Raw genomic sequence first — 25,762 nt, 5'->3', positions numbered from 1 at the left:
GCGTGACGAAACAAGGGGACCAAGAGGACTTCGGATCGGCCGGGTCGCTGTTCCTCGACGACCAGTTGTGCTTCGCGCTGTACGCGGCCCAGCGCGCGGTGACCGCTGCGTACCGCCCGCTGCTGGAGGAGCTGGGCCTCACCTACCCGCAGTACCTCGTCCTGCTGTTCCTCTGGGAGCGCGGCGAGACCACGGTCAAGGAGCTGGCGGGCGCGCTGCGGCTGGACTACGGCACGGTGTCGCCGCTGCTCAAGCGCCTGGAGTCGGCCGGTTTGGTCCGCCGTGACCGCTCACCGCGCGACGAGCGGTCGGTGCTGGTGGCGGTCACCCGGCGCGGCGAGGCGCTGCGGGAGCGCGCGGCGGGCGTACCGCGGGCGCTGCTGGCGTCGACCGGTCTCACCGGGGACGAGGTGGCCAGGTTGCGGCAGGAGCTGTGGGGGCTGGCCGAGCGCGCGGAGGGTGCGGCGGGGCGCGGGCGCTGACCTGCCCGTCCGGGACGGGACGGGGGTTACCGACGGTTTCTGCCCCCTGGTAGGCACACCTGCCGTACCGGCCGGTACCTTGTGCACGATGTACTTGCGCACTCCTGTGTTTTCCGTCCTGGGGGAGGTCCCGCCATGATCGATGGCACCACTGTCGGCGACACCGCTGTCGACACTCGTCCGACGAAGATCATGTACGTCGCCGAGGCCACCGCGCACGGCGGCCGGGACGGCTATGTCACCAGCCAGGACGGCCAGATCGAACTGAAGGTCGCGATGCCGCCCGCGCTCGGCGGTGACGGCAACGGCACCAACCCCGAGCAGCTCTTCGCGGCCGGGTACAGCGCCTGCTTCCACAACGCGCTGGTACTGGTGGGCCGTCGCGCCGGACTGGACCTGACCGGCTCCACCGTCGCCGCGAAGGTCGGCATCGGACCCAACAAGCAGCGCGGCTACGGCCTCGCGGTCGCCCTGAGCGTCTCGCTGCCCGTCCTCGACCAGGACGTCGCGACCAAGCTCGTGGACGCGGCGCACGAGGTCTGCCCGTACTCGAACGCGACCCGGAACAACATCGAGGTCACGATCCTGCTCGGCTAGGAATCGAGCCTTCCGCGTGTGTGTTGCATCCACTGTTGAGGGTGGCCGGGCGACAGGGAGTACGGACGTGAACGTGAACGGCGAAGTGGCCGAGGGCTTCGAGCCGGTCAGGGAAGCGTTCGCACACAACTTCGAGACGCTCGGGGAACGGGGTGCGGCGGTCTCCGTGTACCGGCACGGTCGCAAGGTCGTCGACCTGTGGGGCGGCACGCGGGACGTGGACGGTACGGCGGATTCGGCGCCCTGGGAGCACGACACGGCCCACGTCATGCACTCGGCGACGAAGGGTGTCGGGGCCGCCGTACTCCTGATGCTGCACGAGCGCGGCGAGCTGGACCTGGACGCACCGGTCGGGAAGTACTGGCCCGAGTTCAAGGCTCGGGGCAAGGAACACCTCCTGGTCCGGCATGTGCTGTCGCACCGGGCGGGCGTGCCCGTGGTCGACACGCCGCTTACCCCGGCCGAGGCCGCGGACCCGGACCGTACGGCCGAGTCGATCGCGGCGCAGACCCCCCTCTGGGAGCCGGGCACGGACCACGGCTACCACCCCCACACCTTCGGCTGGATGCTCTCCGAACTGGTCCGCCGCGTCACCGGCGGCCGGGGCGTGGGCGAGTTCATCGCGACGGAGATCGCCGCCCCGCTCGGCCTGAACCTCTGGGTCGGGCTGCCGGGGGCCGAGGCCCACCGGGTGGGCCGCGCGGGCCGGGTCGATTCGCCCGAGCCGTCGAGCGCCCTGCGCACCCGCCCGAAGCGCTCGGTGGCCGAGGCCTACAAGGACCCGGACTCGACGACCGTCCGCGCCTTCGCCGCGATCACCCCGCCGCCCGACGACAACGACCCCGCCTATCGCGCGGCGGCCCTCCCCGCCTCCAACGGCATCGCCACGGCCGACGGTCTCGCCCGTTTCTACGCCGCCCTGATCGGCGAGCTGGACGGCACCCGGCTGTTCACCCCGGCCACGGTCGACCTGGCCCGCGCCGAGGCGTCCGCGGGACCGGACCGCACCCTGGTCATCACCACGCGCTTCGGCCTCGGCTACATGCTCCACGGCACGGCCTCCCCGCTGCTGGGCCCGGCCTCGTTCGGCCACCCCGGCCGCGGCGGCCCACTGGGCTTCGCGGACCCCGAGTCGGGCATCGCCTTCGGCTACATCACGAACGGCTTCCGCAAGACGGTGACGGCGGATCCACGGGCGCAGGCGCTGGTACGCGCGGTACGGTCGGCGCTGTCGTCGTAGCCGACCGGGGCGGGGACGCGGCGTAGCTGATCGGACCTGGGACGCGGCGTAGTCGATCCGGCCGGGCCGTGCCAGGACACCCCCGCGATCCTGGCCCGCCCCTTCCGGTCCGCCCGTCCCTCGCCGCGCGGCGATCACCAGAATGCGCGGCCGACCGCCCGCCTGTCGTTGGCACACAGTCGCCACCTACTTGGCGCAGGGTCCACGGCCTTCCGGACCTGCCTCACGCTCCTCGGCCACCGCCTGCCTGCGGAGTTCACTCGGCGGGACGCCATGGGCGGCGCGGAAGGCCCGGGTGAACTCGGCGGCGCGGGGGAAGCCCCAGCGGGCGGCGACGGCATGGACCGGCATCGCGCGCAGTGCCGGGTCGGCGAGGTCGCGGCGGGCGTTCTCCAGCCGCTGATCGCGGATGTAGGAGGCCACGGTGAGGCCCTCGGCCTGGAAGAGGCGGTACAGATGGCTGCGCGAGATGTGGTGCGCGGCGGCGATCCGGGCGGGGGTCAGCTCCTGGTCGCCCAGATTCCGGCGGATGAACGCCTTGATGCGCAGGGTCAGCGTCCGGCCGCGGGTCTCCGGCGGCAGCAGGGCCTCGGCGTCCAGGGCACCGGCGAAGACGGCCGTGACCAGATCGGAGAGGACCGTTCCCAGCCGGGGTCCGTCCGACGGCTGGTAGGAGCCGGTGTCCGAGGCCAGCTGGACGAGGAACTGCGCCAGGAGCGCGCCGACTCCCTCACGGCCCGAGATCCGGCTGCCGATCACCTGGTCGGCCCGGTTCGCGGGCAGCGCCACCAGCGACCGCGGGATCTCGACTCCCACGAGACTGACCGGGTCGGCGCCGGTGTGTATCTCGTACGACCGCGAGGAACAGTTCGTGTGGATGTCGTTGACCCGGTACGCGGCCTGCTGTCTGTCCCAGGCGGCCGCTCCCTCTCCACGCAGCAGCAGGGAGAGGTGGAACACCTCGGGATCGGACTGGCGGATCAGCTTCGGCGTCCGACGGAAGACCAGGTGGTCGAAGGTCGCCGGCCAGACCGTGACGTCCCCCAGCCCGATCATGCGCTGGTGTGCGCGGTAGTCCGCCGCGCGGTCACTGGCCAGCTGCATGGGCGCGTGCGTACGGCCCATGCGCTGCGTCCACGCCTCGAACCGGTCACCGACCGGCAGGTCCGCGCTTTTGAAGACCGACTCGTGCAACACGATCGGCGGACCTCCTGGTGAGAGAGCCTGGAACCGGATGATTCCACAGCCAGGAGCAAGAAGTGAGGGGCACCCCGCAGCAACGCGGGGTGCCCCTCAGCGCATCAGTCGGCCAGCCGGTCGGGCCTCAGACCCGTACCAGCTCCCGGTCCTCGTCCCGGCCCCCGTCGCCGGGTCCCTGGCCCTTCTCCGCCGCCGTGCGCAGGCCCTCGCCCTCGACGTCCACGTTGGGAAGCGCCCGGTCCAGCCACTTCGGCAGCCACCAGGCCTTCTTCCCGAGCAGGGCCAGCACCGCCGGAACGATCGCCATGCGGACCACGAACGCGTCGAAGAAGACCGCGATCGCGAGGCCGAAGCCGATCATCTTGATCATCGACTCGCTGGAGCCGATGAAGCCCGAGAAGACGGCGATCATGATGACCGCGGCCGCCGTGACGACCCGTGCGCCGTGCCTGAACCCGGTCACGATCGCCTGGTGGGGCTTCTCCCCGTGGACGTACGCCTCGCGCATCCGGGTCACGAGGAACACCTCGTAGTCCATCGCGAGACCGAAGACGACACCCACCATGAAGATCGGCATCATCGACATGATCGGGCCGGTTTCCTCGACGCCCAGGAGGCCGGACAGCCAGCCCCACTGGAAGACGGCGACGACCGCGCCGAGCGCCGCCATCACGCTCAGCAGGAAGCCGAGCGCCGCCTTCAGCGGGACCAGGATCGAGCGGAAGACCACGATCAGGAGGAGGAAGGCGAGGCCGACGACCAGCGCGAGATACGGGATCAGCGCGTCGTTCAGCTTCTGCGAGAAGTCGATGTTCATCGCGGTGGTACCGGTGACCAGCACCTTCGCGTCGGTCTCCGTCGTGATGCTGCCGCCCGCGTCACGGATGGCGTGCACCAGGTCCTCGGTCTTGACGGAGGACGGCTTGGAGTCGGGGATGACCGTGATCGTCGCGGTGTCCCCGGCCTTGTTGAACGCCGCCGGACTGACCGACACGACGTCCTTCATGTCCTTGACCGTGTCGGTGACCTTGGTGGCCGCGGCCTTGGGGTCGTCGCTGGACTTGCCGTCCACGACGAGCATCAGGGGACCGTTGAAGCCGGGACCGAAGCCGTCGGACAGCGTGTCGTACGCCCGGCGCTGCGTGGTCGACGTCGGCTGCGAACCGTCGTCGGGCAGACCCAGTTCGAGCGAGGCCGCCGGGAGCGCGGCGGCGCCCAGGCCGATCACGCCGAGCAGCAGCACGGCGAGCGGCCGGCGCACGACGAAGCTCGCCCAGCGGGTGCCCATGTTGGGCTTGCCCTCCTTCTTCGCGGCACGCCCACCCCCGAGCAGCTTGCTCTTCTTGCCCGCGGGCTGGACCTTGCGGCCCGCGTAGCCGAGCAGGGCCGGAATCAGCGACAGCGCGATCAGTACCGCGATGGCGACCGTGCCCGCCGCCGCGACACCCATCTTCGTCAGCATCGGGATGTTGACGACCGACAGACCGACCAGCGCGATCACGACCGTCAGACCGGCGAAGACGACCGCCGAACCCGCCGTGCCGACGGCCCGTCCGGCCGCTTCCTCGCGCTCCCGGCCCTCGGCCAGTTCGGCGCGGTAGCGGGAGACGATGAAGAGGGCGTAGTCGATGCCGACCGCGAGGCCGATCATCATCGCCAGGGTGGAGGTGGTGGTGCCCAGGTCCAGCGCGTTCGCCAGCGCCGTGATCGTCGAGACGCCGATGCCCACGCCGATCAGCGCGGTCAGCAGCGGCAGCCCGGCCGCGATCAGCGAACCGAAGGTGATGACGAGCACGACCGCGGCGACCGCTATGCCGATGACCTCGGTCGACCCGGTCTCGGGCGTCGCCTGGAGCGCGTCACCGCCGACCTCGACGCTCAGCCCGGCGTCCCGCGCCTGCTGCGCGGCCTCCTCCAGGGCGGTCTTCGAGGAGTCCTTCAACTCCATGCCGGACACCTTGTACTTCACCGAGGTGTACGCGACCGACCCGTCCTTGCTCACCGCGTGGGACTTGAAGGGGTCGGACACGGAGGTGACCTCGGAGCCGTCGCCGAGCGCCTTGACGGTCTTCTCGACGGTCGCCTTGTTGGCCTTGTCGCCCATCTTCTCGCCGGCGGGCGCCTTGAAGACCACACGGGCGGTCGCGCCGTCGGCGCTCATCCCGGGGAAGCGCTGTTCGAGCAGGTCGAAGGCTTTCTGCGCCTCGGTGCCCGGGATCGAGAAAGAGGACGCTCCCGCGGTGGGCGCGGAGGCGGCGCCGACACCCGCCAGCGTCAGCAGGGCCACCCAGATCAGGGCGACGAAATGGCGTCGCCTGAAGGCGAATCGGCCGAGTTTATAAAGGAATGTGGCCACGAGGGCATACTCCCGGTCAGGTCGTTTGCTGGCAGCTGGGCAGGGGAGATCAGCCCGACGACGTGAGCGGTCGCGTCAGGTGCACGTAGGCGTTACTGAAGGTCGGGCAGGCTCAGGCGCCGAGAGCGGGGAGGATCACGGCGTCGATGTACGAGGTGAGGAAGGCCTGGGTGGGGGGCAGCTGATCGAGGACGCCACGCACCGCGAAGGCGCCGAACATCATGTGCAGCACATAGTCCTGGGCCGGGTTGTCCGCCCGGATCTCACCCCGGTCGACGGCGCGCTGCAGGACCGTGCGGAGTGTCTCGATCTCCGGATCGATGATCCACTCCCGGAAGGCGCGCAGGAGATCGGGGTTCCCGTGCAGCGCCGTGGCCAGACCCCGCATCAGCGCGGAGTTCTGCTCCATGTCGCAGTCTTCCTCGCGCTTCACCATCGCGTGGAAGTCGCCCCGCAGGGATCCGGTGTCGATGTCGCCGGTGGTCGGCTTCTCGTGCCGCAGCGCCTTCACCACGAGCTCGGCCTTGCCGCCCCACTGGCGGTAGAGGGTGGCCTTGCTCGACCGGGTGCGGGCGGCGACGGCGTCCATGGTCAGGGCGTCGTAGCCGACCTCTCGGAGCAGTTCGAGCACGGCCGCGTACAGCTCGGCCTCACGCTCGGGGGTGATCCGACTGCGACGCACCGTTGCGGCTTCAGTCATCCCACTCACCTTCTCTGCTCCGGACGACACGGTTTCGTACACCTATGAAGATACCCCGAGATTCAAAGAAACGAAACCGTTTCGTACGTGTGCTGGGTCACGCACAGCAGAAAGGACACCCACCCACAAGTTGCCGGGCGCCTCCGAGAGGAAAAGCATGGGTAGGTGAGCGATGCGTACGAGAAGGCGCACAGCGCCCCGTCAGGGGCGCGGGGAACTGCGCGACCAGCCACGGACCACCCGCAGACCTCCCACCCTCCGCGGACGGACGGCAACGCCGGCTACCTCCGCTTCCCCCATCTCAGCGGCGACCACCTCTGCTTCGCCGCCGAGGACGACCTGTGGATGGCCCCCCTCGACGGGCCGGGCCGCGCCTGGCGGCTCACCGTCGACCGGACCAAGGTCGGCCACCCCCGCTTCTCCCCCGACGGCCGGCTCATCGCGTACACGAGCTGGCGCAGCCTCGTGCCGGAGATCCATCTGGTGCCGGTGGACGGCGGCCCCTCCCGCCGACTCACCTACTGGGGCAGCGCGGACACCCAGGTCTGCGGCTGGTCGCCGCCCGACAAGGACGGACACAGCGACATCCTCGCCGTCGCCTCCCACGGCCAGCCCTTCTCGTACTTCACCTGGGCCTACAAGGTCCCCACCGACGGCGACCCCGGCGGCGCGCTCCCCTGGGGCCCGGTCGCCGCCATCCAGGTCGCCGACCTCGACGGCGAACACAAGACGCTCCTGCTCACCGGTACCCCGCCGCACGAACCCGCCTCCTGGAAGCGCTACCGGGGCGGCGCCACCGGCCGGCTGTGGCTGCACGGACGACGGCTGCTCGCCGATCTCGACGGCCACCTCGACTCCCCCATGTTCGTCGGCGGCCGTATCGCCTTCCTCTCCGACCACGAGGGCATCGGGAACCTGTACTCGTGCGCGTACGACGGCGGGGACCTGCGCCGCCACACCGACCACGACGCCTTCTACGCCCGGCACTCATCCAGCGACGGCACCCGGGTCGTCTACCAGTGCGCCGGGGACCTGTGGATCGTCGACGACCTGTCCGCGGGCTCGGCCCCGCGCCGCCTCGACGTCCGCCTCGGCGGTCCGCGCGCGGGACGCCGTACGTACCAGGTGCCCGCGGCGCAGCACGTGGACGGCATCTCGGTCGACGAGACGGGCCGGGCCAGCGCCGTCGTCGTACGCGGCAGCCTGTACTGGCTCACCCACCGCGACGGCCCCGCGCGCACCATCGCGGACACTCCCGGCGTACGCGTCCGGCTCCCCGAGATGCTCGGCTCCGGCGGCCGGATCGCCTACGTCACCGACGCGGACGGCGAGGACGCCGTCGAGATCGCCTTCCTCCCCCGAGCCTCCGGCCAGCGCGAGCCGCGCCGCCTCGCCTCCGGCGAACTGGGGCGCGTGCTGGAGATGGTCTCCGACCCGCAGGGCGAACGCCTCGCGATCGCCTCGAACGACGGACGCCTGCTGATCCTCGACGCGACGGAGGAGTCCGGGGACACGTCCACGTCCGGGCCAGAGCCCGAGGAAGCCTCCCTGCCAGAGCCCGACAGCACCACCTCGGAGCCGGAGTCCGAGGACACCTCACGGACAGAGTCCGAGGGCACTTCGCCGACCGAGTCCGAGGGAGGGGAGGTCACCGAGCTGATCACCTCGATCAACGGGCCGGTCCGGGACCTCGCCTTCTCCCCGGACGGGGCCTGGCTGACCTGGTCGCACCCGGGGATCGGCCGCTCCCTGCGCCAGATCAAGATCGCGCGCATAAAGGACCGGCTCATCGTCGACGTCACCAACGGCCGCTTCGAGGACGAGAACCCCGTGTTCACCCGCGACGGCCGCTACCTCGCCTTCCTCTCCTGGCGCGGCTTCGACCCGGTGTACGACGTCCACACCGGCGACCTCTCCTTCCCGCTCGGCTGCCGCCCCTACCTCGTCCCCCTGTCCTCCGCCACCCCCTCCCCCTTCGCGCTCAACCCCGACGGGCGGCCGGTCGCCGGCGGCCTGGACCCCATCGAGGACGAGAGCGCGGACGGCGCGGTGAGTGTCGAACTGGAAGGCCTGGAGAGCCGGGTGACCCCCTTCCCGGTCACCGCCTCCAAGTACTCGGCGCTGTACCCGGTCGCGGGCGGCGGCCTGGTCTGGCTGCGCTGGCCGATCTCGGGCGCCCTCGGCGAGACCTTCGTCAACCCCGACGACACCTCCGGCCGGCCGACGCTGGAGTTCTTCAACATCAGCAAGGCGAAGAAGTCCGAACTCGTCCAGCACCTGGACTGGTTCGCGGTCAGCGGCGACGGCTCCCGTCTGGTCGTCGTGGACGAGGGCGACCTGCGAGCGGTCCCCTCGACCGAGGTCGGTGACTCCGACTCGACGGTCTGGATCGATCTGCGGCGCATCATCCACGAGGTGGACCCGCCCGCCGAGTGGCGCCAGGCCTATGCGGAAGCGGGCCGCCTCACCCGCGCCTACTTCTGGGAACCCCACATGTGCGGCATCGACTGGGACGGTGTGCTCGCCCAGTACCGCCCGCTGGTCGAACGGGTCGCCTCGCCCGACGACTTCGCCGACCTCCTGCGCGAGGTCCTCGGCGAACTCGGCACCTCGCACGCGTACGTCGCCGCCGCCCGCCGCAACGAGGGCCCGGCCCAATACCAACGCTGGCAGGGCCTGCTCGGCGCCAACTTCGTCCGGCGCGAAGGCAGCTGGACCCTGAAGCGGATCCTCCCCGGCGACTCCTCCGACTCCAAGGCACGCTCGCCACTCGCCGGTACCGGCATCCGCGAGGGCGCGGTCCTCACCCACGTCGACGGCCGCCCGGTCGACCCGGTCACCGGCCCCTATCCCCTCCTCGCGGGCGCGGGCGGTACGACGGTGGAGCTCACGTTCATCCCCGAGGCGGGCGAGGGCCGCTCACGCCGGGTGGCCGTGGTCCCGCTGATCGACGAGCGCCCCCTGCGCTACCAGGACTGGGTGGCCAAACGCCGCGAGGTCGTCCGGGAGTTGAGCGGGGGCCGGTGCGGCTACCTCCACATCCCCGACATGGGCGGCTCGGGCTGGGCCCAGTTCAACCGCGACCTGCGCCTGGAAGTCTCGCGCCCCGCACTGATCGTCGACGTGCGCGGCAACGCGGGCGGCCACATCAGCGAACTCGTCGTGGAGAAGCTCACCCGCACGATCCTCGGCTGGGACCTGACACGCAACGCCCAGCCGGTGTCGTACGCCTCGAACGCCCCGCGCGGCCCGATCGTCGCCCTCGCCGACGAGGCGACCGCCTCCGACGGCGACATGATCACCGCCGCGTTCAAGCTGCTGAAGCTCGGGCCCGTCGTCGGGCAGCGCACCTGGGGCGGAGTCGTCGGCATGACCGGCCGCCACCGCCTCGGCGACGGCACGGTGATCACGGTGCCGATGAACGCGGCCTGGTTCGACGCGTACGGCTGGTCCGTCGAGAACCAGGGCGTCCCCCCGGACCTGGCGGTCCTGCGCACCCCCCTGGACTGGGCGGAGGGCCACCACACCGAAATGGACACCGCCATCCAACTGGCCCTGGACCTCCTGACCACCCACCACGCAGCCTCCCCACCCGACTACTCGGACGCCCCCGACAGATCAAGACCAAAACTCCCCCCACGATCTCAATAGGGGGCGGGGTCAAGCGCCCTGAAGGGGCGCGGGGCTGTTTACATATGCGGCTCCGCCGCGTGGGCGCGCCCACCCACATAGAACCCGCACCAGACAACGCACCTGTCCGACCCAGACAAAAGCGTGGGGCGCCCCCAACCAACAGGGGCGCCCCACAACTCGGCCTAAGCCGGCGCAGCGAACCGTCAGACGTCGTAGTCCTGGTCGAGCCGGTCCTTCGCCTCACGCTGCGTGCGCTCGGCCTCCGGGATCGTCCGGTCGCCCCTCTGCGGGGAGCGCTCAGGCGACTGCGGGGAGCGCGCGCCCTGCTGCGAGGTGCGGGCACCCGGCTGCGGGGAGTGCTCGCCGGGACGGGCCTTCTCGTGGCCGATGTCCTGGCCCATCTTCTTCTTGCCCTGCTGCTTCATCTGCTCGGCCTTGTTCTGCATCTGGTCCTTCTTGCCCATGAGGTTTCACTCCCATTTGTGGGTGAGGGGGATCGGGCTCGACCAGACTTACACGCACGGACTACGCACGCATTTCGATCAGTCACTCACGGTGATATCCCCTGCTGGCGCTGCTCGTCGGCCGCCCCGCCGGCACCCACGAGCCCCGTACTCACGCCTTTGAGCCGCGGTTCGAACCGCCGCATCTCCCGTTGTCCGACCGCCCCGATGATCCCGGGGAGGTAGCCCCGGACGCCCTGCATCCCGCGCAGCCACCACTGCGCGTACACATGACTGGACCGCCGCTCGATCCCCGCGACGATGCGGTCGACGGCCGGCCCCAGCGGATACGTCTTGTTGGACGGCCACGGCAGTCGCTGCCTCAACTCCCGCATCACCTCGTCCTGATCGGCCCCGCGCACCATGTCGGTGTCGGTCCAGGACAGGTAGCCGACCCCGACCCGTACGCCCTTGTGGCCGACCTCGGCACGCAGGCTGTGCGCGTACGCCTCCACGCCCGACTTGGACGCGCAGTACGCCGTCATCATCGGCGCCGGGGTGATGGCCGCGAGCGAGGCGATCTGCAGCAGATACCCCCGGCTCTCCATGAGCACGGGCAGGAACGCCCGTGCGGTGACCGCCGATCCGATGAGGTTGACCTCGATGACCCGCCGCCAGGCGACGGGATCGGACTCGACGAAGGGACCGCCGTTCGCCACACCGGCGTTGGCGACGACGATGTCGACCTTCCCGAACCGTTCCTTCACCTCGGTCGCGACCTGGGCCATCGCCTCGTGGTCGGTGACATCGGCATGCCAGAAGCCGCTTTCGCCGTGCAGCCGGTCCGAGACCTGCTTGAGCGCGTCCGGCTCGAGGCCGACCAGCGCGACCTTGGCACCGCGCGCGGAGAGCTTGCGGGCGAGGAGTTCGCCGACGCCCCGCGCGGCCCCCGTGACGACCGCGACCTGCCCTTCCAGGCTCACCTTGGTCATGCGCTGCCCTCCTTGATCTCTGCGTAGGTGGAGACGAGTTCGCGTATGCGGGCGGTGACCAGTTCCGGCGCCTCCACCGGTGTCATGTGCCCAAGGCCGGTCAGTTCGGTGACGCCGACACAGTTCGGCAGGGTCGCGACCAGGGCGCGCGCGTGCACCACGGGCGTCAGCCGGTCCGCCGTACCCACCACCACGGCCGTCGGCACCGTCAACGCCCGTACGCCGTGGTCGAGATCGAGCAGGTCGAGCACCTTCGACCAGGCGTACCGCACCCTGCGCGGGCAGGCGTGCACGATCCGCGCGCACGCCTCCACCATGCCCGGTGACGAACCGGCGCCCATGGTCGCGTACTTGAGGATCCGGCGGGCGAGCGGTGTGACGGGCCCGAGCGGCGCGGCCGACCCGAGGATCCTCTTGGTCACCTGGGTGCGCAGCCGTCCGGCCGGCATCGGCACCACCCGCGACTCGGCCACCAGCCGCGAACTGCCCGTGCTGCACAGCAGGGCCGCCACCGCGTGCTCCCGGAAACGCGGCCGCGTCGAGGCCGCCATCAGCGTCATCCCGCCCATGGAGTGCCCGACGAGCACGGCCTTCTCGCCGGGCGCGAGGGTGGCCGCGAGCACGGCTTCCAGGTCGTCGGCGAGCGCGTCCGCGGTGCACGTCTCGCTCGCGGGACTGCGGCCGTGCCCGCGCTGGTCGTACGCGATCACCCGGTGGTCGACGGCGAGGTCCCGTATCTGCGCCGCCCAGAAGGCGGTCGAACAGGTCCAGCCGTGCGCGAGGACGACGACGGGCGCGGCCGGCTTGTCATCGGGTCCGTGCACCTCTACGTGCAGCCGGGCGCCGTCGGCGGAGACGGCGGTCAGTTCGCGCGCGGGCGCGGGCGGCGCGTACGCCCCGTGTTCCACATGCGTCAGTCGACTCACGCTCCCGCCTCCACCTTCTTGGCGCCCTGTGTGCCGGAGTTCTTGGTGCGCGACTCGGGTGTGCGCGGCCCGGGTGTGTTCGACCCGGGGGCGCGCAGCACCTCGTACTCTCCCAGGTCCACCCGCCGGGTGGCGCTACGGAACTCGGTCGTCGTGCCGGGCCAGATGGTGGTGTTGCGGCCGTTCGCGTCGAGGTACCAACTGGTGCAGCCGCCGGTGTTCCACACCGTGCGCAGCATCCGCTCCTGGACCTTGTCGTTCCAGCCCTCCACGGCGGCGGGGCGGGCGTCGAGGGCCGCGCGCCCGCCCAGGACGTCCAGCTGCCGCACGTAGTCGGCCATGTAGTTCAGCTGGGACTCGATCATCAGGATCATGCTGGAGTTCCCGAGCCCGGTGTTCGGGCCGATGATCGTCATCCAGTTGGGGAACCCGGCCGCGGTGGCCCCGCGCAGCGACTTCATGCCGTCGCGCCACACCTCCGCGAGCGTCCTGCCCTCCGTTCCGACGACCCGGTCCGCGATCGGCATGTCGGTGACGTGGAAGCCCGTACCGAAGATGATCGCGTCGACCTCGGCCGTGCTGCCGTCGGCGGCGACGAGCGTGGAGCCGTCGATCTTGGCGAGCCCGGAGGCCACGACGTCGACGTTGGCCCGGGTGAGCGCCGGATAGTAGGTGTTGGAGAGCAGGATCCGCTTGCACCCGATCCGGTAGTCGGGGGTCAACTTGGCCCGCAGCGCCGGATCGTGGACGGCCCGCGCCATGTTCCGCCTGGCCAGCCGCTCGACGAGGCCGAGCTCGTCGGGACGCTTCGTGAACGCCTGGACCTGCAGCTCCCTGATCCCCCACAGCAGTCCGCGCCGGGCCTGTGCGGTGAAGGGCAGCTGCTTGTGCAGCCACCGTTCGGCGCCGGTGATGGCCCGGTCGACGCGGGGCATCACCCACGGCGGCGTGCGCTGGAAGAGGGTCAGCCGGGACACGTCGGGCTGGATGGCGGGCACGATCTGGATGGCGGAGGCGCCCGTGCCGATCATGGCGACGCGCTTGCCGCGCAGGTCGTAGTCGTGGTCCCAGCGGGCCGAGTGGAAGACCTTGCCGGGGAAGGAGTCGATCCCCGGTATGTCGGGGATCTTGGGATCGGAGAGCGGCCCGGTCGCGGACACGACGACATCGGCGGTGAGGAAGCCACGGCTGGTCTCGATCCCCCACCGGAGCTTCTCCTGGTCCCACGTCATCATCTTCACTTCGGAGTCGAAGCGCAGATGCGGGCGCAGCCCGAAGACGTCGGAGACGTGCTCCAGATAGGCCCGGATGTGCTCCTGTCCCGAGAAGGTGCGCGGCCAGTCGGGGTGGGGCGCGAACGAGAACGAGTACAGGTGCGAGGGCACATCGCAGGCGCATCCCGGGTAACTGTTGTCCCGCCACGTTCCCCCGACGCTTCCGGCCCGTTCCAGGACGACGAAGTCGGTGATCCCTTCGCGGCGCAGCCGCACCGCGGCCCCCAGACCGCCGAACCCGGACCCGATCACCGCGACGCGCACATGCTCGTGCTCGGTCATCCCGACCATCCCACGCCTCCCTAGCCGCCCGACTCTGCCAGTGAACACTGGCGCAATGGGAGCGTAGAGCAGCTCCGTACTGATGGGTAGGGTTGCGACGACGAAAGTTACCGACGGTACGACGTAGGGTTTCGCACGTGGCGGAGAAGCGTGAGTACCGGATGGAGGAGCTGGCCAAGGAGGCCGGCATCACCGTGCGCACCCTGCGGTTCTACCGGGAGCGCAAGCTGATACCGCCGCCCCGCCGCGAGGGCCGTATCGCCTGGTACGACCACACGCACCTGGCCCGCCTGCGCACGATCTCGGCGCTGCTCGAACGCGGCCACACCCTCAACGGCATCGCGGAGCTGGCCGAGGCCTTCGACCACGGCCGTGACGTCGGTGAACTCCTCGGTCTGGGCGAGCCCACCGAGGAGACCCCCGTCCGCCTCTCCCCCGAGGAACTCGCCGACGTCTTCGCCGGCCAGGCCACCCCGGAGAACCTCGCCGCGGCCCTCGACCTCGGCTATCTCGGCATCGACGGCGGCGAGATCGTCCACATCAGCCGCCGCCTGCTCGACGTCTCGGCGGCCCTGGTCCGCGAGGGCATCCCCCTGGCCGACGTCCTCACCGCCGCCCGCCGCGTCCGCGACCACGCCGACGCCCTCGCCGACCTCTTCGCCGGCATCGTCCTCACGGAGAACCGCACCACCGACGACCTCAAACGCCTACGCCCCCTGGCGAAGAGCGTGGTGGAGGCCGAGGTGTCGATGGCCTTGGACCGGCGGCTGCGGGACTACAACTCGTAGACGACCGCCACCGGCGGCTGCAGGGCTAGGTCCTGTCGTCACATTCCCGTCGTCCGCCCGGAGGGCGGGCCCTGCGGCGTCATGGGGGTCCCGCTCGAGCGGAGTCGAGAGCTTGGGGGAGCGTGCTCTCGGCGTGCCGGGCGCAGGCCCTCGTACTGGATGTACTTGGGTCCGTGCCCGGTGCGGCGAAGGGGGTCCCTCCCTGTTCGAGCGAAGCCGAGAACTTGGGGGCGCGTGCATGGCGTCGCAGGGCAGACAGGAATGTGACGACAGGGCCTAGAGCTCGTAGACGACCGTCACCGGCGCATGGTCGGACCAGCGCTCCGCGTGCGTCGCCGCCCGCTCCACGAACCCCTTCACGGCCTTGCCCGCGAGCCCCGGTGTCGAGACGTGGTAGTCGATGCGCCATCCGCTGTCGTTGTCGAAGGCCCGCCCCCGGTACGACCACCACGAGTACGGCCCCTCGGCGTCCGGGTGCAGTGCCCGTACGACGTCGACGTACCCGCCGTCGTCCGCGTCCAGGACGCGCCCCAGCCACGCGCGCTCCTCGGGCAGGAAGCCGGAGTTCTTCTTGTTGGCGCGCCAGTTCTTGAGGTCGGCCTCCTGGTGGGCGATGTTCCAGTCGCCGCAGACGACGACCTCGCGCCCGTCGGCGGCGGCGCGCTCGCGCAGCTCCTTCAGGTGGGCGAGGAACTCGTCCATGAACCGGACCTTCTCGTCCTGTCGTTCGGTGCCGACCTCGCCGGAGGGCAGGTAGAGGCTGGCGACGGTGACACCGGGGAGGTCGGCCTCGACGTACCGTCCACTGGAGTCGAACTCCTCGGACCCGAACCCGATCCGCACCCGGTCGGGCTCGCGTCGGGTGTACAGGGAGACGCCCGCGCGCCCCTTGGCGGCCGCGGGAGCGTGCACGACGTGCCACCCCTCCGGCGCCCGCACCTCCTCGGGCAGCTGCCCGGGCTCGGCCCGCACCTCCTGAAGGCACAGCACGTCCGCGGAGGTCTCCGCGAGCCACTCCACGAAGCCCTTCTTCGCGGCGGCCCGGAGCCCGTTCACATTCACCGAGGTAACAGTCAGCACCTGGGCACGATACTTAATCCATTCCACCCAGCGGGCGCATACATGTACGATACATCGCATGAGTATCCGCCCGGTCCCGTACGACCACCCCGACGCCGTCAAGCTCAACGACCAGGTGCAGGCCGAATACGCCGAGCGCTACGGCGATGAGGGCGATGTCACACCGCTCGACGCGTCGATGTTCAAGCCGCCGCTCGGCCTGTACCTCCTCGCCTACGACGAGCGGGACCGCCCGATCGCGTCCGGCGGCTGGCGCAGCCAGGACACGAACGACGAGGGGTACGCGGACGGCGACGCCGAGCTCAAGCGCATGTACGTGACCCCTCAGGCCCGCGGTCTCGGCCTCGCCCGCCGCATCCTGGCCGCCCTGGAGGACGACGCCCGCGCGGCCGGCCGCACCCGCATGGTCCTGGAGACCGGCGCCAAACAGCCCGAGGCGGTCGCCCTCTACCTCTCCAGCGGCTACGAGCCCTGCGCCAAGTTCGGCTACTACCGCTTCCACGAACTGAGCCTCTGCTATGCCAAGCCGCTGAGCATTCAGTGAACGAGAGAGTGCGGCCGAACAGGCAAGAACCCCGCCGGACGAATCCGACGGGGTTCTGAATTGCAGTGGACCTGAGGGGATTTGAACCCCTGGCCCCCTCGATGCGAACGAGGTGCGCTACCGGACTGCGCCACAGGCCCTTGCAACGAGTGAAACTCTAGCATCCCCGTCGGGGTGCTTGGAAATCCGTTCCTGGCAGGTCAGCCGGGGCTCCCGAGCGCCTGGTCATTCGTTGGCGGCACGCGGCCGTTCGCCGTCCTCGTACTGGTCGAACAGCGGAGTGCGACCGCGCTCACGGGCCCGCCGGGCGGACGCGGCACGCCGGGCGTCACTGCGACCGTCATCGGCGGCCTCGGCCGTCTCGGCGGCTTCGTGGCCCTCCTCGGCGGCGGACTCCGCCTCCGGCTCGCTCGGCTCCGCGGCGCTGGAGCGCGCCGAGCTCCACGCGTCCGGCGCCCCCAGATCGACACTGGACGTGGCCCGGGGCGCGACCGGCGCGGTCACGTACGTGGGCAGCGGAACCGGCACCGGATCCCAGCTGTCGCCCCGGCCGGGGCCCCGCTGACGCTCACGCTGCTGGTCGACCCACTCGGCGTGGTCGGTCTGCTCGACGAGGGCGCGGCGGTCGGCCGCGAGCGCGGACAGACCGGGGTCGGTCTCCGGCTCGGGACTGTCGTCGGGCTCGTCGGCGCCGGGGTCGAGGGCGGGCCGCCGACGCGGCTGCCGCTCCCTGAGCCGCTGCGCCGCGGCCTCGGCCCGGCGCCGGTCCATGGTGTACGTGAAGCGCCGTCGCTCCTGGGCGCGCAGGTACACGATGTACGAGCTCAGCATCACGGCGGGCACGCCGGGCGCCCACAGGAACGCGAGCCCCCCGACGGCCGCCACGATCGCGCCGAGCGTGAAGGCGAGGAAGAGCATCACGGTCGTACGCCGTCGGCGCGCGAGCACCTTCGAGCGCCGGGCGCGCGCCGCGGCCTCCGCCGCGGAGGCCCGCCGTGCGGCCGGAACTCTGGAAGCCCCGGAGTTGGCCGAATCCGATCCTGAGTCCGATGCCGAGCCCGGGCCCGAGCCCGAGTTCGGCTCGGGTGGAGCCGACTGCTGCGGCACCGCCCGGCCGGCCGTCGAGGAGCCCTGTGGGGCACCCTGCCGGGCGGCGGCCTGTGGCGCCTGCTGCGGTTCGGGCCGGGCGGGCGGCGGGAGTTGGGCCTTGGTCTGCTGCCGGACCGGAGGCATGGCGAAGGCCCGGACGTCCACCGAGTCGGTGACGGCGTCCGGATCGGCGCTGGGCTCCCCCTCCTCGGCGGAGCGCGCCCGCAAGTCCTTGGCGTACCGGCGCTCCATTCCCGCCCGTCCGGACAGCAGCCGGATGGCGGTGCTGAAGCGTTCCGTCGGACGGGCTTCGTTCAGCTCGTCCTGCCTACGGAGCCACATCGGCACCAAGTAGGCGGCCCAGGCCCCGACGATGACTGCGTAGATGAGGCCGCTGCTGCTCACGCCTCACACGGTAGAGGGGTTTGCGTGAGGCCATCTGCCAATTCGGCCGGTGTGTCGCACGATCCGGCTGATATTTCGAGCTTTTTTTGTGACCGATGCGATCAGCAGGCCGCAGGGAGCGCGAATTTAATGCCCCGAGCCGATCACGCACCGATCAATTTCGAACATACATTTCATTTACTGAGTGCCGGGCTTGCTCTGGTTCTCCGAACGGGCCTGCATCGATCGTGCCCGCCGCCAACGCCCCAGCAACCCCTCCGGTACCTCTTCCGCGGTGAGTGCGAAGACGAGATGGTCCCGCCAGGCCCCGTCGATGTGCAGATAGCGCGGCCTGAGCCCTTCCTCGCGGAATCCGAGTTTCTCCACCACTCGGCGGCTCGGCCCGTTCTCCGGGCGAATGCAGACTTCGATGCGGTGCAGTCCGACCGTGCGGAAGCAGTGGTCGGTCACCATCGCCACGGCCGTCGGCATCACTCCGCGCCCCGCCACCGACTGGTCCACCCAGTAGCCGATGTGCCCGGAGCACATCGATCCCCAGGTGATCCCGGCGACGGTCAGCTGCCCGACCAGACGGCCCTGGTACTCGATGACGAAGGGCAGCATCCGGCCCGCGTTGGCCTCGGCGCGCAGATGCCGGACCATCTGGCGGTAGGTCGGCCGGTGCGCTATCGGACCGCTGGGCGTGGGTGGCGGAATCGTCGCCTCCCAGGGCCGCAGCCAGTCCCGGTTGCGCCGGTTCACCTCGCGCCAGGCCCGCTGGTCGCGCACCTTTATCGGCCGAAGGACGACATCGCCGTCCACCAGCTCGACGGGCCAGGATGGGCTGTTCAGCTCGCACCCCCACTGCCGCTGGGTCTGGGGTGGTCGCCGCCACGGATCTGGTCGACGGCGTGGATCAGAAGGGGCTCCAGAACGGCCAGGCCGTCCTTCACCCCGCCGGTGGAACCCGGCAGGTTGACGATCAACGTCCGTCCCGCGACTCCGGCGAGCCCCCGGGACAGCGCCGCCGTGGGCACCTTCTCTCTCCCGAACGCCCTGATGGCCTCGGGAATGCCCGGCACCTCGTGATCGAGTACGCGCCGGGTCGCCTCGGGCGTCCGGTCGGTGGGCGAGATCCCCGTACCGCCCGTCGTCACGATCACGTCGTACCCGGCGTCGACACCCGCGCGCAGTGCCACCTCCACGGGGTCTCCGTCCGGCACCACCCGGGGGCCGTCGACCTCGAAGCCGTACGCCGTGAGCCCCTTGGCGATCAAGGGGCCGCCCTTGTCCTCGTAGACCCCCGCGGCGGCTCTGTTCGAGGCCGTGACCACGAGCGCGCGGTACGACGGTGTCGTCATGCCCGGCTCCAGTCGCCCGACTTTCCGCCGGTCTTCTCTTCCACCCGTACGTCCGTGATGACCGCCCCCTTGTCGACCGCCTTGACCATGTCGATCACGGTGAGGGCCGCCACGCTGACCGCGGTGAGGGCCTCCATCTCGACGCCCGTACGGTCGGTGGTCTTCACGGTGGCGAGGATCTCGACGGCGTCGTCCGCGACCGACAGATCAAGCTTGACACCCGAGACCGACAACGGGTGACAGAGCGGGATCAGATCCGGGGTGCGCTTGGCGCCCATGATGCCCGCGATGCGCGCGGTGGCCAGGGCGTCGCCCTTGGGGACGCCCTCACCGCGCAGCAGTTCGATCACACGGGGCGAGACCAGGACACGGCCGCTGGCGCGGGCGGTGCGCGCGGTCACGTCCTTCCCGGAGACGTCGACCATGCGGGCGGCGCCCGCCTCGTCGATGTGGGTCAGTCGGTCCTGCGTACTCATGTCTGCGCGGCGCTCCCGGTCGGGCCTCTTGTGCGCGACACGGTACCGCCACTCGGGGCACTCAGCCGAGCAGGACCACTTCGACCTCGGTGCCGGGCTCGACCGAGGTGACGTCCTCGGGGACGACGATCAGCGCGTCGGCCTGGGCGAGGGCCGCGACCAGGTGGGATCCGGCGCCGCCGACCGGGGTCACCTTGCCGTCGACGTACCTCCCGCGCAGGAACTGCCGGCGGCCGTCCGGCGAGGTCAGCGCCTTGCCCGTCTCCAGGGTCGCCGTGGTGGTGGGGCGGTGGATGTCGTCCAGGCCCGACAGGGTGCGGATCGCGGGGCGGACGAACAGCTCGAAGGAGACGTACGACGAGACGGGGTTGCCGGGGAGCGCGAGCAGCGGGGTGTGCTCGGGGCCGATCGTGCCGAAGCCCTGGGGCTTGCCGGGCTGCATGGCGAGCTTGCGGAAGTCGATGCCGCTGCCCTCCTCGTCCTCGTCGCCCACCGAGGACAGGGCCTCCTTGACGACGTCGTACGCGCCGACGCTCACGCCGCCCGTGGTGACCAGCAGGTCCGCGCGGATGAGCTGGTCCTCGATGGTGGCGCGGAGCGTCTCGGCGTCGTCGGCGACCGCGCCCACCCGGTAGGCGATGGCCCCGGCGTCGCGGGCGGCGGCGCACAGGGCGAAGCTGTTGGAGTCGTAGATCTGGCCGCTGCCCAACGGCTCGTCGGGCTGGACGAGTTCGCTGCCGGTGGACAGGACGACCACGCGCGGGCGCGGGCGCACGCGTACGGTGCCGCGGCCGATCGCGGCGAGCAGGCCGATCTGCGGCGGGCCGAGGATCGTGCCTGCTTCGAGGGCGCGGTCTCCCGCCTTCACGTCGCTGCCCTTCGCGCGCACGTGCGCGCGTGCCTCGGCCGGGCGGTGGACGTGCACCTGGCCGGAGGCGCCCTCGGGGGCCGCGCTGCGGGCGCGCATCCCGGAGACGGGACCCTCCCCCAGGCCGCCGTCGGTCCACTCCACCGGGACGACGGCCTCGGCGCCGGGCGGCAGCGGGGCGCCGGTCATGATGCGGGCGGCCTCACCGGGGCCCACACGGAGCTGCTCGCCCTGGCCGGCCGCGACGTCGCCGACGACCGTGAGGACCGCCGGGTACTCCTCGCTCGCGCCCGCGACATCGGCGACCCGGACCGCGTACCCGTCCATCGAGCTGTTGTCGAACGGCGGCAGGGAGACCGGCACCGTGACGTCCTCGACCAGGACACAGCCCTGGGCGTCGAGGAGTTGCAGCTCGATGGGTTCGAGAGGGCGAACGGTCGCGAGGATGTCCTCCAGGTGCTCGGTCACCGACCAGAGGTGGTCCTGGCCGGTGACACGGGTCGCGGCGCTGCTCAAGTTCCTACATCTCCTCGGCTACGTAACTGCGAAGCCAGGTCCGGAAGTCCGGGCCCAGGTCCTCACGTTCGCACGCGAGCCTGACAATGGCACGCAGATAGTCGCCTCGGTCGCCGGTGTCATAACGGCGGCCCTTGAAGACGACGCCGTGCACGGGGCCGCCGACCTTCTCGTCCTGCGCGAGCTGCTGGAGGGCGTCGGTGAGCTGGATCTCGCCGCCGCGGCCCGGCTCGGTCTTGCGGAGTATGTCGAAGATGTGCGGGTCGAGGACGTAGCGCCCGATGATCGCGTAGTTGCTGGGCGCGTCCGCCGGGTCCGGCTTCTCGACCAGGCCCGTCACCTTGACGAGGTCGCCCTCGGCGGTGGTCTCGACGGCCGCGGAGCCGTAGAGGTGGATCTGCTCGGGCTCGACCTCCATGAGCGCGATGACGCTGCCGCCGTGCTGCTCCTGGACCTCGACCATGCGGGCGAGAAGGGGGTCGCGGGGGTCGATCAGGTCGTCGCCGAGGAGCACGGCGAAGGGCTCGTGGCCGACGTGCGGCGCCGCACACAGGACGGCGTGACCGAGGCCCTTGGGGTCGCCCTGGCGCACGTAGTGCATGGTGGCCAGGTCGCTGGACTCCTGGACCTTGGCGAGCCGGTTGGCGTCGCCCTTCTTCTGAAGGGCGGACTCCAGCTCATAATTGCGGTCGAAGTGGTCCTCGAGGGGGCGCTTGTTGCGGCCGGTGATCATCAGAACGTCGTCGAGACCAGCCGACGCGGCCTCTTCGACCACGTACTGGATCGCCGGCTTGTCGACGACCGGCAGCATCTCTTTGGGAGTGGCTTTGGTGGCCGGCAGGAACCGGGTGCCGAGGCCTGCTGCGGGGATGACAGCCTTGCTGATCCTGGGGTGCGACTCAGTCATGCGCGTAACCATATCCGGTGGCTATGAGCGCAATCTGTTGGTCCCGTTAAATAGCTCTCATATGAGCGCATAAGGAACGGTACGGAGTGAGCTGTGAGCCACGTGGGACGTGCGGCAGAGCCTGACAAGCGAATGTTGCGGCGAGGATTCCTCGCGGTGAGAAACAGGTTGACACCCTACGACCTGCAGGAATCCGCCGGGGCCCTGGCCCGGCGGGCGCTGGAGCTGCCGGAGCTGGCGCACGCGCGCACGGTGGCGGCGTACGTCTCCGTGGGGAGCGAGCCGGGCACCCTCGCACTCCTGGACGCGCTCCACACGCGCGGGGCGCGCGTGCTGCTGCCGGTCCTGATGGCGGACAACGACCTGGACTGGGGCGCGTACGCCGGAGCGGGCTCCCTGGAGCAGGTCCAACACGGAGGCCGGATGGCTCTCCTGGAGCCGGCGGGTGAGCGGCTCGGCCCCGAGGCCGTCCAGGAGGCCGACGCCGTCCTGCTGCCCGGCCTGGCCGTGGACCGGCGCGGAATGCGTCTGGGGCGCGGCGGCGGCTCGTACGACCGCGTACTGGCCCGCCTGGAGCGCGCGGGGGCCGATCCCGCGCTGGTGGTGCTGTTGTACGACGCGGAGGTCGTCGCGCACGTCCCGGCGGAACCTCACGACCGTCCCGTCCACGCGGTGGTGACGCCTTCGGGGGTGCGCCGCTTCGACTGACGGGTCCGGGTAGCCGAAAGGGCCCTCCACGCGTGTGGAGGGCCCTTTCGCCTGTCGCCGTCAGTGACTCACGGTCGCGTTCATCGACTCGTGGTCGCCGTCAATGGCTCACGGCTTGAGCACCAGGGTGTCGCTCGTGCTCTTGTCGACCGCCTTGTCCGAGAAGGACCACGGCAGCAGTTCGCCCTTGGCCCACTTGTCCGTCTGGTCGGTGTAGTGGGCGCTGAAGGCGTGCCCGGAGGCGCCGGAGAGGTTGATCCACCTCGACTTGTCGAAGTCGTCGAGGTTGACCACCATTCGCATGGACGGCACCCAGACCACTCCGTAGCCGCCCGCGGCGTTCCAGCCGGTCGCGTTGACCGTCGCCTCGCCGCCGCTGAGCTTCCAGGGGCCGCGGTTGAGCATGTACTGCAGGACGCCGGGACCTTCGGTGCCCAGGGTCTGGTTCTTCAGGAACAGGCGGTGCAGCCGGCCCCAGCTCCAGGTGTCCATGTCCTTGCCGAGCTTGGCGGTCAGCTCCCAGCGGGCGTCCTTCATGGCCCGCGCGAACAGCTCGTCCCGGTTGTCGGCCGCCTTGTCGAGGCGCGTCTTGGGCGCCTTCCACCAGTCGTTGTTCTGATCGTCGATGATCTTGCGGACCACCTCGAACCAGCGGTCGCCGCCGTCCGGCTGCGCCTGGTCCGCCTCACGCTGGCCGCACTCGCGCACGGTCTGGTTCTCGTCCGCGGGGCCGGTGGAGTCGACCGGGGCGACGTTCAGGCACTGGCCCTTGACCCGCAGCTCCTTGGGCAGCTTGTTGCCGAAGGCGAGCTTGAGGATGTTGCGCCAGGTCGCGTTGAAGTACGCGGCCGCCGCGGAGTCGGCGTCCTGGGTGTAGTCCCAGCCCTCCAGGAGCTTCTGCGCGTCGCGGACGTTCTTGTCGGCGACGTCGATCTTGAGCAGCTTGGGCACGATCAGCTTGGCGATCTCACTGCTGTCGTCGAGCTGCATCTGGCGCATGTCGTCGGTCGAGATCTTGCCGCCGCCCTTGATCTTCGCCTCGATGAGATCGGAGATCCGCTGGCTGCGCGTTCCGTAACCCCAGTCCGTGGTGAGCGTGTAGGGGTACTTGTCCTTGTCGACGACCGCCTGGTTGGCGGTCACGATGTAGCCGCGCTTCGGGTCGTACTCGTAGGGCAGCTCGGACTGCTTGATGTAGCCGGTCCACTGGTACTTGGAGTCCCAGCCGGGCGAGGGGAGCGAGCCGTCGTCGCCCTTCGACCGGGTCGGGATCTTGCCCGGCAGCTGGTAGCCAATGTGGTTGTTGGTGTCGGCGTAGATCAGGTTCTGCGAGGGCACGTCGAAGGACGCGGCCGCCGTGCGGAACTCGGACCAGTTCGACGCCTTGTCCAGCTGGAAGACGGCGTCCATGGAGTTGCCCGGGTCCAGGGCGGTCCAGCGCAGCGCGATGGCGTATCCGTCGCCGCGGTCGGGTGCCCCGCTGTCGACGGTGGCCTTCTTGCCGACCTTGACCAGTTCGTCGTCGCGGTCGGAGAGCAGCGGCATCCCGTCCTTGGTCTCCCGGACGACGATCGTCTTGTCCGCGCCGCCCGCGACCTTGATCGTTTCCTTGCGGGTCGTGAAGGGCAGCACCTTGCCGTCGTACTCGTAGCCCTCGCCGGTGATCTTCTCCAGGTAGAGGTCGGTGACGTCGACCCCGGAGTTGGTCATGCCCCAGGCGATGTCCTGGTTGTGGCCGATGACCACGCCGGGCATGCCCGCGAAGGTGTAGCCGGAGACGTCGTACTGGCACTTGCTGGAGACGCTCGTGCAGTGCAGGCCCATCTGGTACCAGACCGAGGGCAGCGAGGCCGACAGGTGCGGGTCGTTGGCCAGCAACGGCTTGTTGGTGATCGTGTGCTCGCCCGCGACGACCCAGGAGTTCGAGCCGATGCCGTTGCCGTTCACGCCGACGGCGGTGGGCACGTTGTCGAGCACGTTGTAGAGCTTGGAGAGCTGGCTCTGCAGGCCGTCGGGCGCGGTGGTGTTTCCCGCGAGGCCGGTGCCCGCTGTGGACTGCGTCCCGCTGCCCGCCGTCGTACTGCTGCCCTGGACGTACGACCCCGTGACGCTGTCGTACTGGCCTTCCTGGGTGATCGTCTTGTTCCGGCTGTAGGGGTACTCCGGGTACAGGTCGGCGATCTGCTTCGGGCCCAGACGGCTGGTCATCAGGGAGCGGTCGATCTCTTCCTGCATGTTGCCGCGCAGGTCCCAGGCCATCGCCTTCAGCCACGCGACCGAGTCGACCGGGGTCCACTCCTGGGGCTTGTAGTCGTTGGTGAAACCAAGGGCCGCGTACTCCAGGGAGATGTCCTCGCCGTCCTTGCCCTTCAGGTAGGCGTTGACTCCCTTGGCGTACGCCTGGAGGTACTTCTTCGTGGAGGCCGACAGTTTCTTGTCGTACTCCTCCTTGGCGACCCGGTCCCAGCCCATCGTGCGCAGGAACTCGTCGTTCTTGACCTGGCCGGAGCCGAACATCTCGGACAGTCGGCCCGAGGTCATGTGACGGCGTACGTCCATCTCGTAGAACCGGTCCTGCGCCTGGACGTAACCCTGCGCCATGAACAGGTCCTCGTCGGAGGAGGCGTAGATCTGCGGGATCCCATTGCCGTCCCGTTTGACGTCCACGGGGCCCGACAGCCCGTCGAGTGTGAGGGAGCCCTTGGTCTGCGGGAAGGAGGCACGGACGGTACTGACCCCCCAGTAGCCGCCATAGGCAACGCCTCCGAAGAGGGCCAGAACCAGGACGATCAGGAACAGTCGGGCCTTGCGCCCCTTCTTCCTGCCGGACTTGCCCGGCTTCTGGCCGGAAGAGGCGGTGGTGTTCGGGGGCATCGCTGTCCTTGCTGTCCTAACGCGAGCGGCAGGCGGTCCTGG

22 protein-coding genes and 1 tRNA gene are annotated in these 25,762 nt (G+C 70.3%); 7 read left to right on the top strand and 16 right to left on the bottom strand.

Annotated features, from left to right (window positions below):
* Positions 1–2 precede the first annotated feature (2 nt).
* From ACZ7M3_RS40760 to ACZ7M3_RS40750, 3 genes are all read left to right on the top strand, one after another.
* Positions 3–482 carry a MarR family winged helix-turn-helix transcriptional regulator gene (locus ACZ7M3_RS40760; RefSeq protein WP_472070442.1) on the top strand — a complete coding sequence of 160 codons (480 nt, stop codon included), beginning with the start codon at positions 3–5 and terminating at the stop codon, positions 480–482.
* A gap of 135 nt (positions 483–617) precedes the next feature.
* The gene (locus ACZ7M3_RS40755) at positions 618–1,079 is read left to right on the top strand and encodes an organic hydroperoxide resistance protein (RefSeq protein WP_261687582.1); all 462 of its coding nucleotides are present in this window, start codon (positions 618–620) and stop codon (positions 1,077–1,079) included.
* A 67-nt stretch (positions 1,080–1,146) separates the two neighbouring features.
* The gene (locus ACZ7M3_RS40750) at positions 1,147–2,319 is read left to right on the top strand and encodes a serine hydrolase domain-containing protein (RefSeq protein ID WP_472070440.1); all 1,173 of its coding nucleotides are present in this window, start codon (positions 1,147–1,149) and stop codon (positions 2,317–2,319) included.
* Between the two features lie 186 nt (positions 2,320–2,505).
* Here the strand turns inward: ACZ7M3_RS40750 and ACZ7M3_RS40745 are convergent, their stop codons facing one another.
* The 3 genes from ACZ7M3_RS40745 to ACZ7M3_RS40735 all read right to left on the bottom strand — a co-directional run bounded on the left by ACZ7M3_RS40745 (position 2,506) and on the right by ACZ7M3_RS40735 (position 6,575).
* Complete coding sequence (locus ACZ7M3_RS40745; RefSeq protein ID WP_388399044.1) at positions 2,506–3,516, bottom strand: helix-turn-helix domain-containing protein; 1,011 nt, start codon at positions 3,514–3,516, stop codon at positions 2,506–2,508.
* 127 nt (positions 3,517–3,643) lie between these two features.
* On the bottom strand, positions 3,644–5,875 hold the full coding sequence (locus ACZ7M3_RS40740; protein ID WP_097225622.1) for an MMPL family transporter: 2,232 nt from the start codon (positions 5,873–5,875) through the stop codon (positions 3,644–3,646).
* 112 nt (positions 5,876–5,987) lie between these two features.
* On the bottom strand, positions 5,988–6,575 hold the full coding sequence (locus tag ACZ7M3_RS40735) for a TetR/AcrR family transcriptional regulator (RefSeq protein ID WP_388399041.1): 588 nt from the start codon (positions 6,573–6,575) through the stop codon (positions 5,988–5,990).
* Positions 6,576–6,740: 165 nt separating this feature from the next.
* Here ACZ7M3_RS40735 and ACZ7M3_RS40730 point away from each other — a divergent pair, with 165 nt between their 5' ends.
* Complete coding sequence (locus tag ACZ7M3_RS40730; protein WP_472070438.1) at positions 6,741–10,226, top strand: S41 family peptidase; 3,486 nt, start codon at positions 6,741–6,743, stop codon at positions 10,224–10,226.
* A 185-nt stretch (positions 10,227–10,411) separates the two neighbouring features.
* Here ACZ7M3_RS40730 and ACZ7M3_RS40725 read toward each other — a convergent pair whose 3' ends face one another.
* The 4 genes from ACZ7M3_RS40725 to ACZ7M3_RS40710 all read right to left on the bottom strand — a co-directional run bounded on the left by ACZ7M3_RS40725 (position 10,412) and on the right by ACZ7M3_RS40710 (position 14,125).
* The gene (locus ACZ7M3_RS40725; RefSeq protein WP_351300733.1) at positions 10,412–10,672 is read right to left on the bottom strand and encodes a hypothetical protein; all 261 of its coding nucleotides are present in this window, start codon (positions 10,670–10,672) and stop codon (positions 10,412–10,414) included.
* A gap of 86 nt (positions 10,673–10,758) precedes the next feature.
* Entirely contained in the window at positions 10,759–11,643 is an 885-nt protein-coding gene (locus tag ACZ7M3_RS40720) for an SDR family oxidoreductase (RefSeq protein ID WP_095854170.1), read from the bottom strand.
* A complete protein-coding gene (locus tag ACZ7M3_RS40715; RefSeq protein WP_472070436.1) occupies positions 11,640–12,569 on the bottom strand; it encodes an alpha/beta fold hydrolase in 930 nt (309 codons plus the stop codon). The genes ACZ7M3_RS40720 and ACZ7M3_RS40715 overlap by 4 nt, the downstream gene beginning before the upstream one ends.
* A complete protein-coding gene (locus tag ACZ7M3_RS40710) occupies positions 12,566–14,125 on the bottom strand; it encodes a flavin-containing monooxygenase (protein WP_472070434.1) in 1,560 nt (519 codons plus the stop codon). The genes ACZ7M3_RS40715 and ACZ7M3_RS40710 overlap by 4 nt, the downstream gene beginning before the upstream one ends.
* A 161-nt stretch (positions 14,126–14,286) precedes the next feature.
* Here ACZ7M3_RS40710 and ACZ7M3_RS40705 point away from each other — a divergent pair, with 161 nt between their 5' ends.
* Entirely contained in the window at positions 14,287–14,913 is a 627-nt protein-coding gene (locus ACZ7M3_RS40705; protein ID WP_452962877.1) for a MerR family transcriptional regulator, read from the top strand.
* Between the two features lie 276 nt (positions 14,914–15,189).
* On the opposite strand, the gene ACZ7M3_RS40700 is transcribed toward ACZ7M3_RS40705, so the two are convergent.
* A complete protein-coding gene (locus tag ACZ7M3_RS40700; RefSeq protein ID WP_472070432.1) occupies positions 15,190–15,993 on the bottom strand; it encodes an exodeoxyribonuclease III in 804 nt (267 codons plus the stop codon).
* Positions 15,994–16,051: 58 nt separating this feature from the next.
* On the opposite strand from ACZ7M3_RS40700, the gene ACZ7M3_RS40695 reads away from it, so the two are divergent.
* Positions 16,052–16,537, top strand: a complete 486-nt coding sequence (locus ACZ7M3_RS40695; protein WP_472070430.1) for a GNAT family N-acetyltransferase — start codon at positions 16,052–16,054, stop codon at positions 16,535–16,537.
* Positions 16,538–16,603: 66 nt separating this feature from the next.
* Here the strand turns inward: ACZ7M3_RS40695 and ACZ7M3_RS40690 are convergent.
* The 7 genes from ACZ7M3_RS40690 to galU all read right to left on the bottom strand — a co-directional run bounded on the left by ACZ7M3_RS40690 (position 16,604) and on the right by galU (position 22,138).
* Positions 16,604–16,677: transfer RNA gene (locus tag ACZ7M3_RS40690), tRNA-Ala, on the bottom strand.
* Between the two features lie 85 nt (positions 16,678–16,762).
* Positions 16,763–18,031, bottom strand: coding sequence for a divisome protein SepX/GlpR (gene sepX, locus ACZ7M3_RS40685; protein WP_472070428.1), 1,269 nt, complete (start codon positions 18,029–18,031; stop codon positions 16,763–16,765).
* A gap of 177 nt (positions 18,032–18,208) precedes the next feature.
* Complete coding sequence (locus ACZ7M3_RS40680) at positions 18,209–18,862, bottom strand: GNAT family N-acetyltransferase (RefSeq protein WP_054233071.1); 654 nt, start codon at positions 18,860–18,862, stop codon at positions 18,209–18,211.
* Positions 18,859–19,371, bottom strand: a complete 513-nt coding sequence (locus tag ACZ7M3_RS40675) for a MogA/MoaB family molybdenum cofactor biosynthesis protein (RefSeq protein WP_472070426.1) — start codon at positions 19,369–19,371, stop codon at positions 18,859–18,861. Before ACZ7M3_RS40675 ends, ACZ7M3_RS40680 begins: the two co-directional genes overlap by 4 nt.
* The gene (gene moaC, locus ACZ7M3_RS40670; protein WP_053852462.1) at positions 19,368–19,847 is read right to left on the bottom strand and encodes a cyclic pyranopterin monophosphate synthase MoaC; all 480 of its coding nucleotides are present in this window, start codon (positions 19,845–19,847) and stop codon (positions 19,368–19,370) included. The genes ACZ7M3_RS40675 and moaC overlap by 4 nt, the downstream gene beginning before the upstream one ends.
* Before the next feature lie 61 nt (positions 19,848–19,908).
* Complete coding sequence (gene glp / locus ACZ7M3_RS40665; RefSeq protein WP_472070424.1) at positions 19,909–21,231, bottom strand: molybdotransferase-like divisome protein Glp; 1,323 nt, start codon at positions 21,229–21,231, stop codon at positions 19,909–19,911.
* A 4-nt stretch (positions 21,232–21,235) separates the two neighbouring features.
* A complete protein-coding gene (galU, locus tag ACZ7M3_RS40660; protein ID WP_450434308.1) occupies positions 21,236–22,138 on the bottom strand; it encodes a UTP--glucose-1-phosphate uridylyltransferase GalU in 903 nt (300 codons plus the stop codon).
* Between the two features lie 132 nt (positions 22,139–22,270).
* Between galU and ACZ7M3_RS40655 the strand changes: the two genes are divergently transcribed.
* Entirely contained in the window at positions 22,271–22,846 is a 576-nt protein-coding gene (locus ACZ7M3_RS40655) for a 5-formyltetrahydrofolate cyclo-ligase (protein ID WP_472070422.1), read from the top strand.
* Positions 22,847–22,954: 108 nt separating this feature from the next.
* Here ACZ7M3_RS40655 and ACZ7M3_RS40650 read toward each other — a convergent pair whose 3' ends face one another.
* On the bottom strand, positions 22,955–25,720 hold the full coding sequence (locus tag ACZ7M3_RS40650; protein ID WP_472070420.1) for a penicillin acylase family protein: 2,766 nt from the start codon (positions 25,718–25,720) through the stop codon (positions 22,955–22,957).
* Positions 25,721–25,762: the final 42 nt, after the last annotated feature.

This window comes from Streptomyces sp. NPDC111656 (assembly GCF_055656965.1).
Note: the sequence above shows the minus strand (reverse complement) of the source record. Positions and strands in the feature narration are given on the sequence as shown.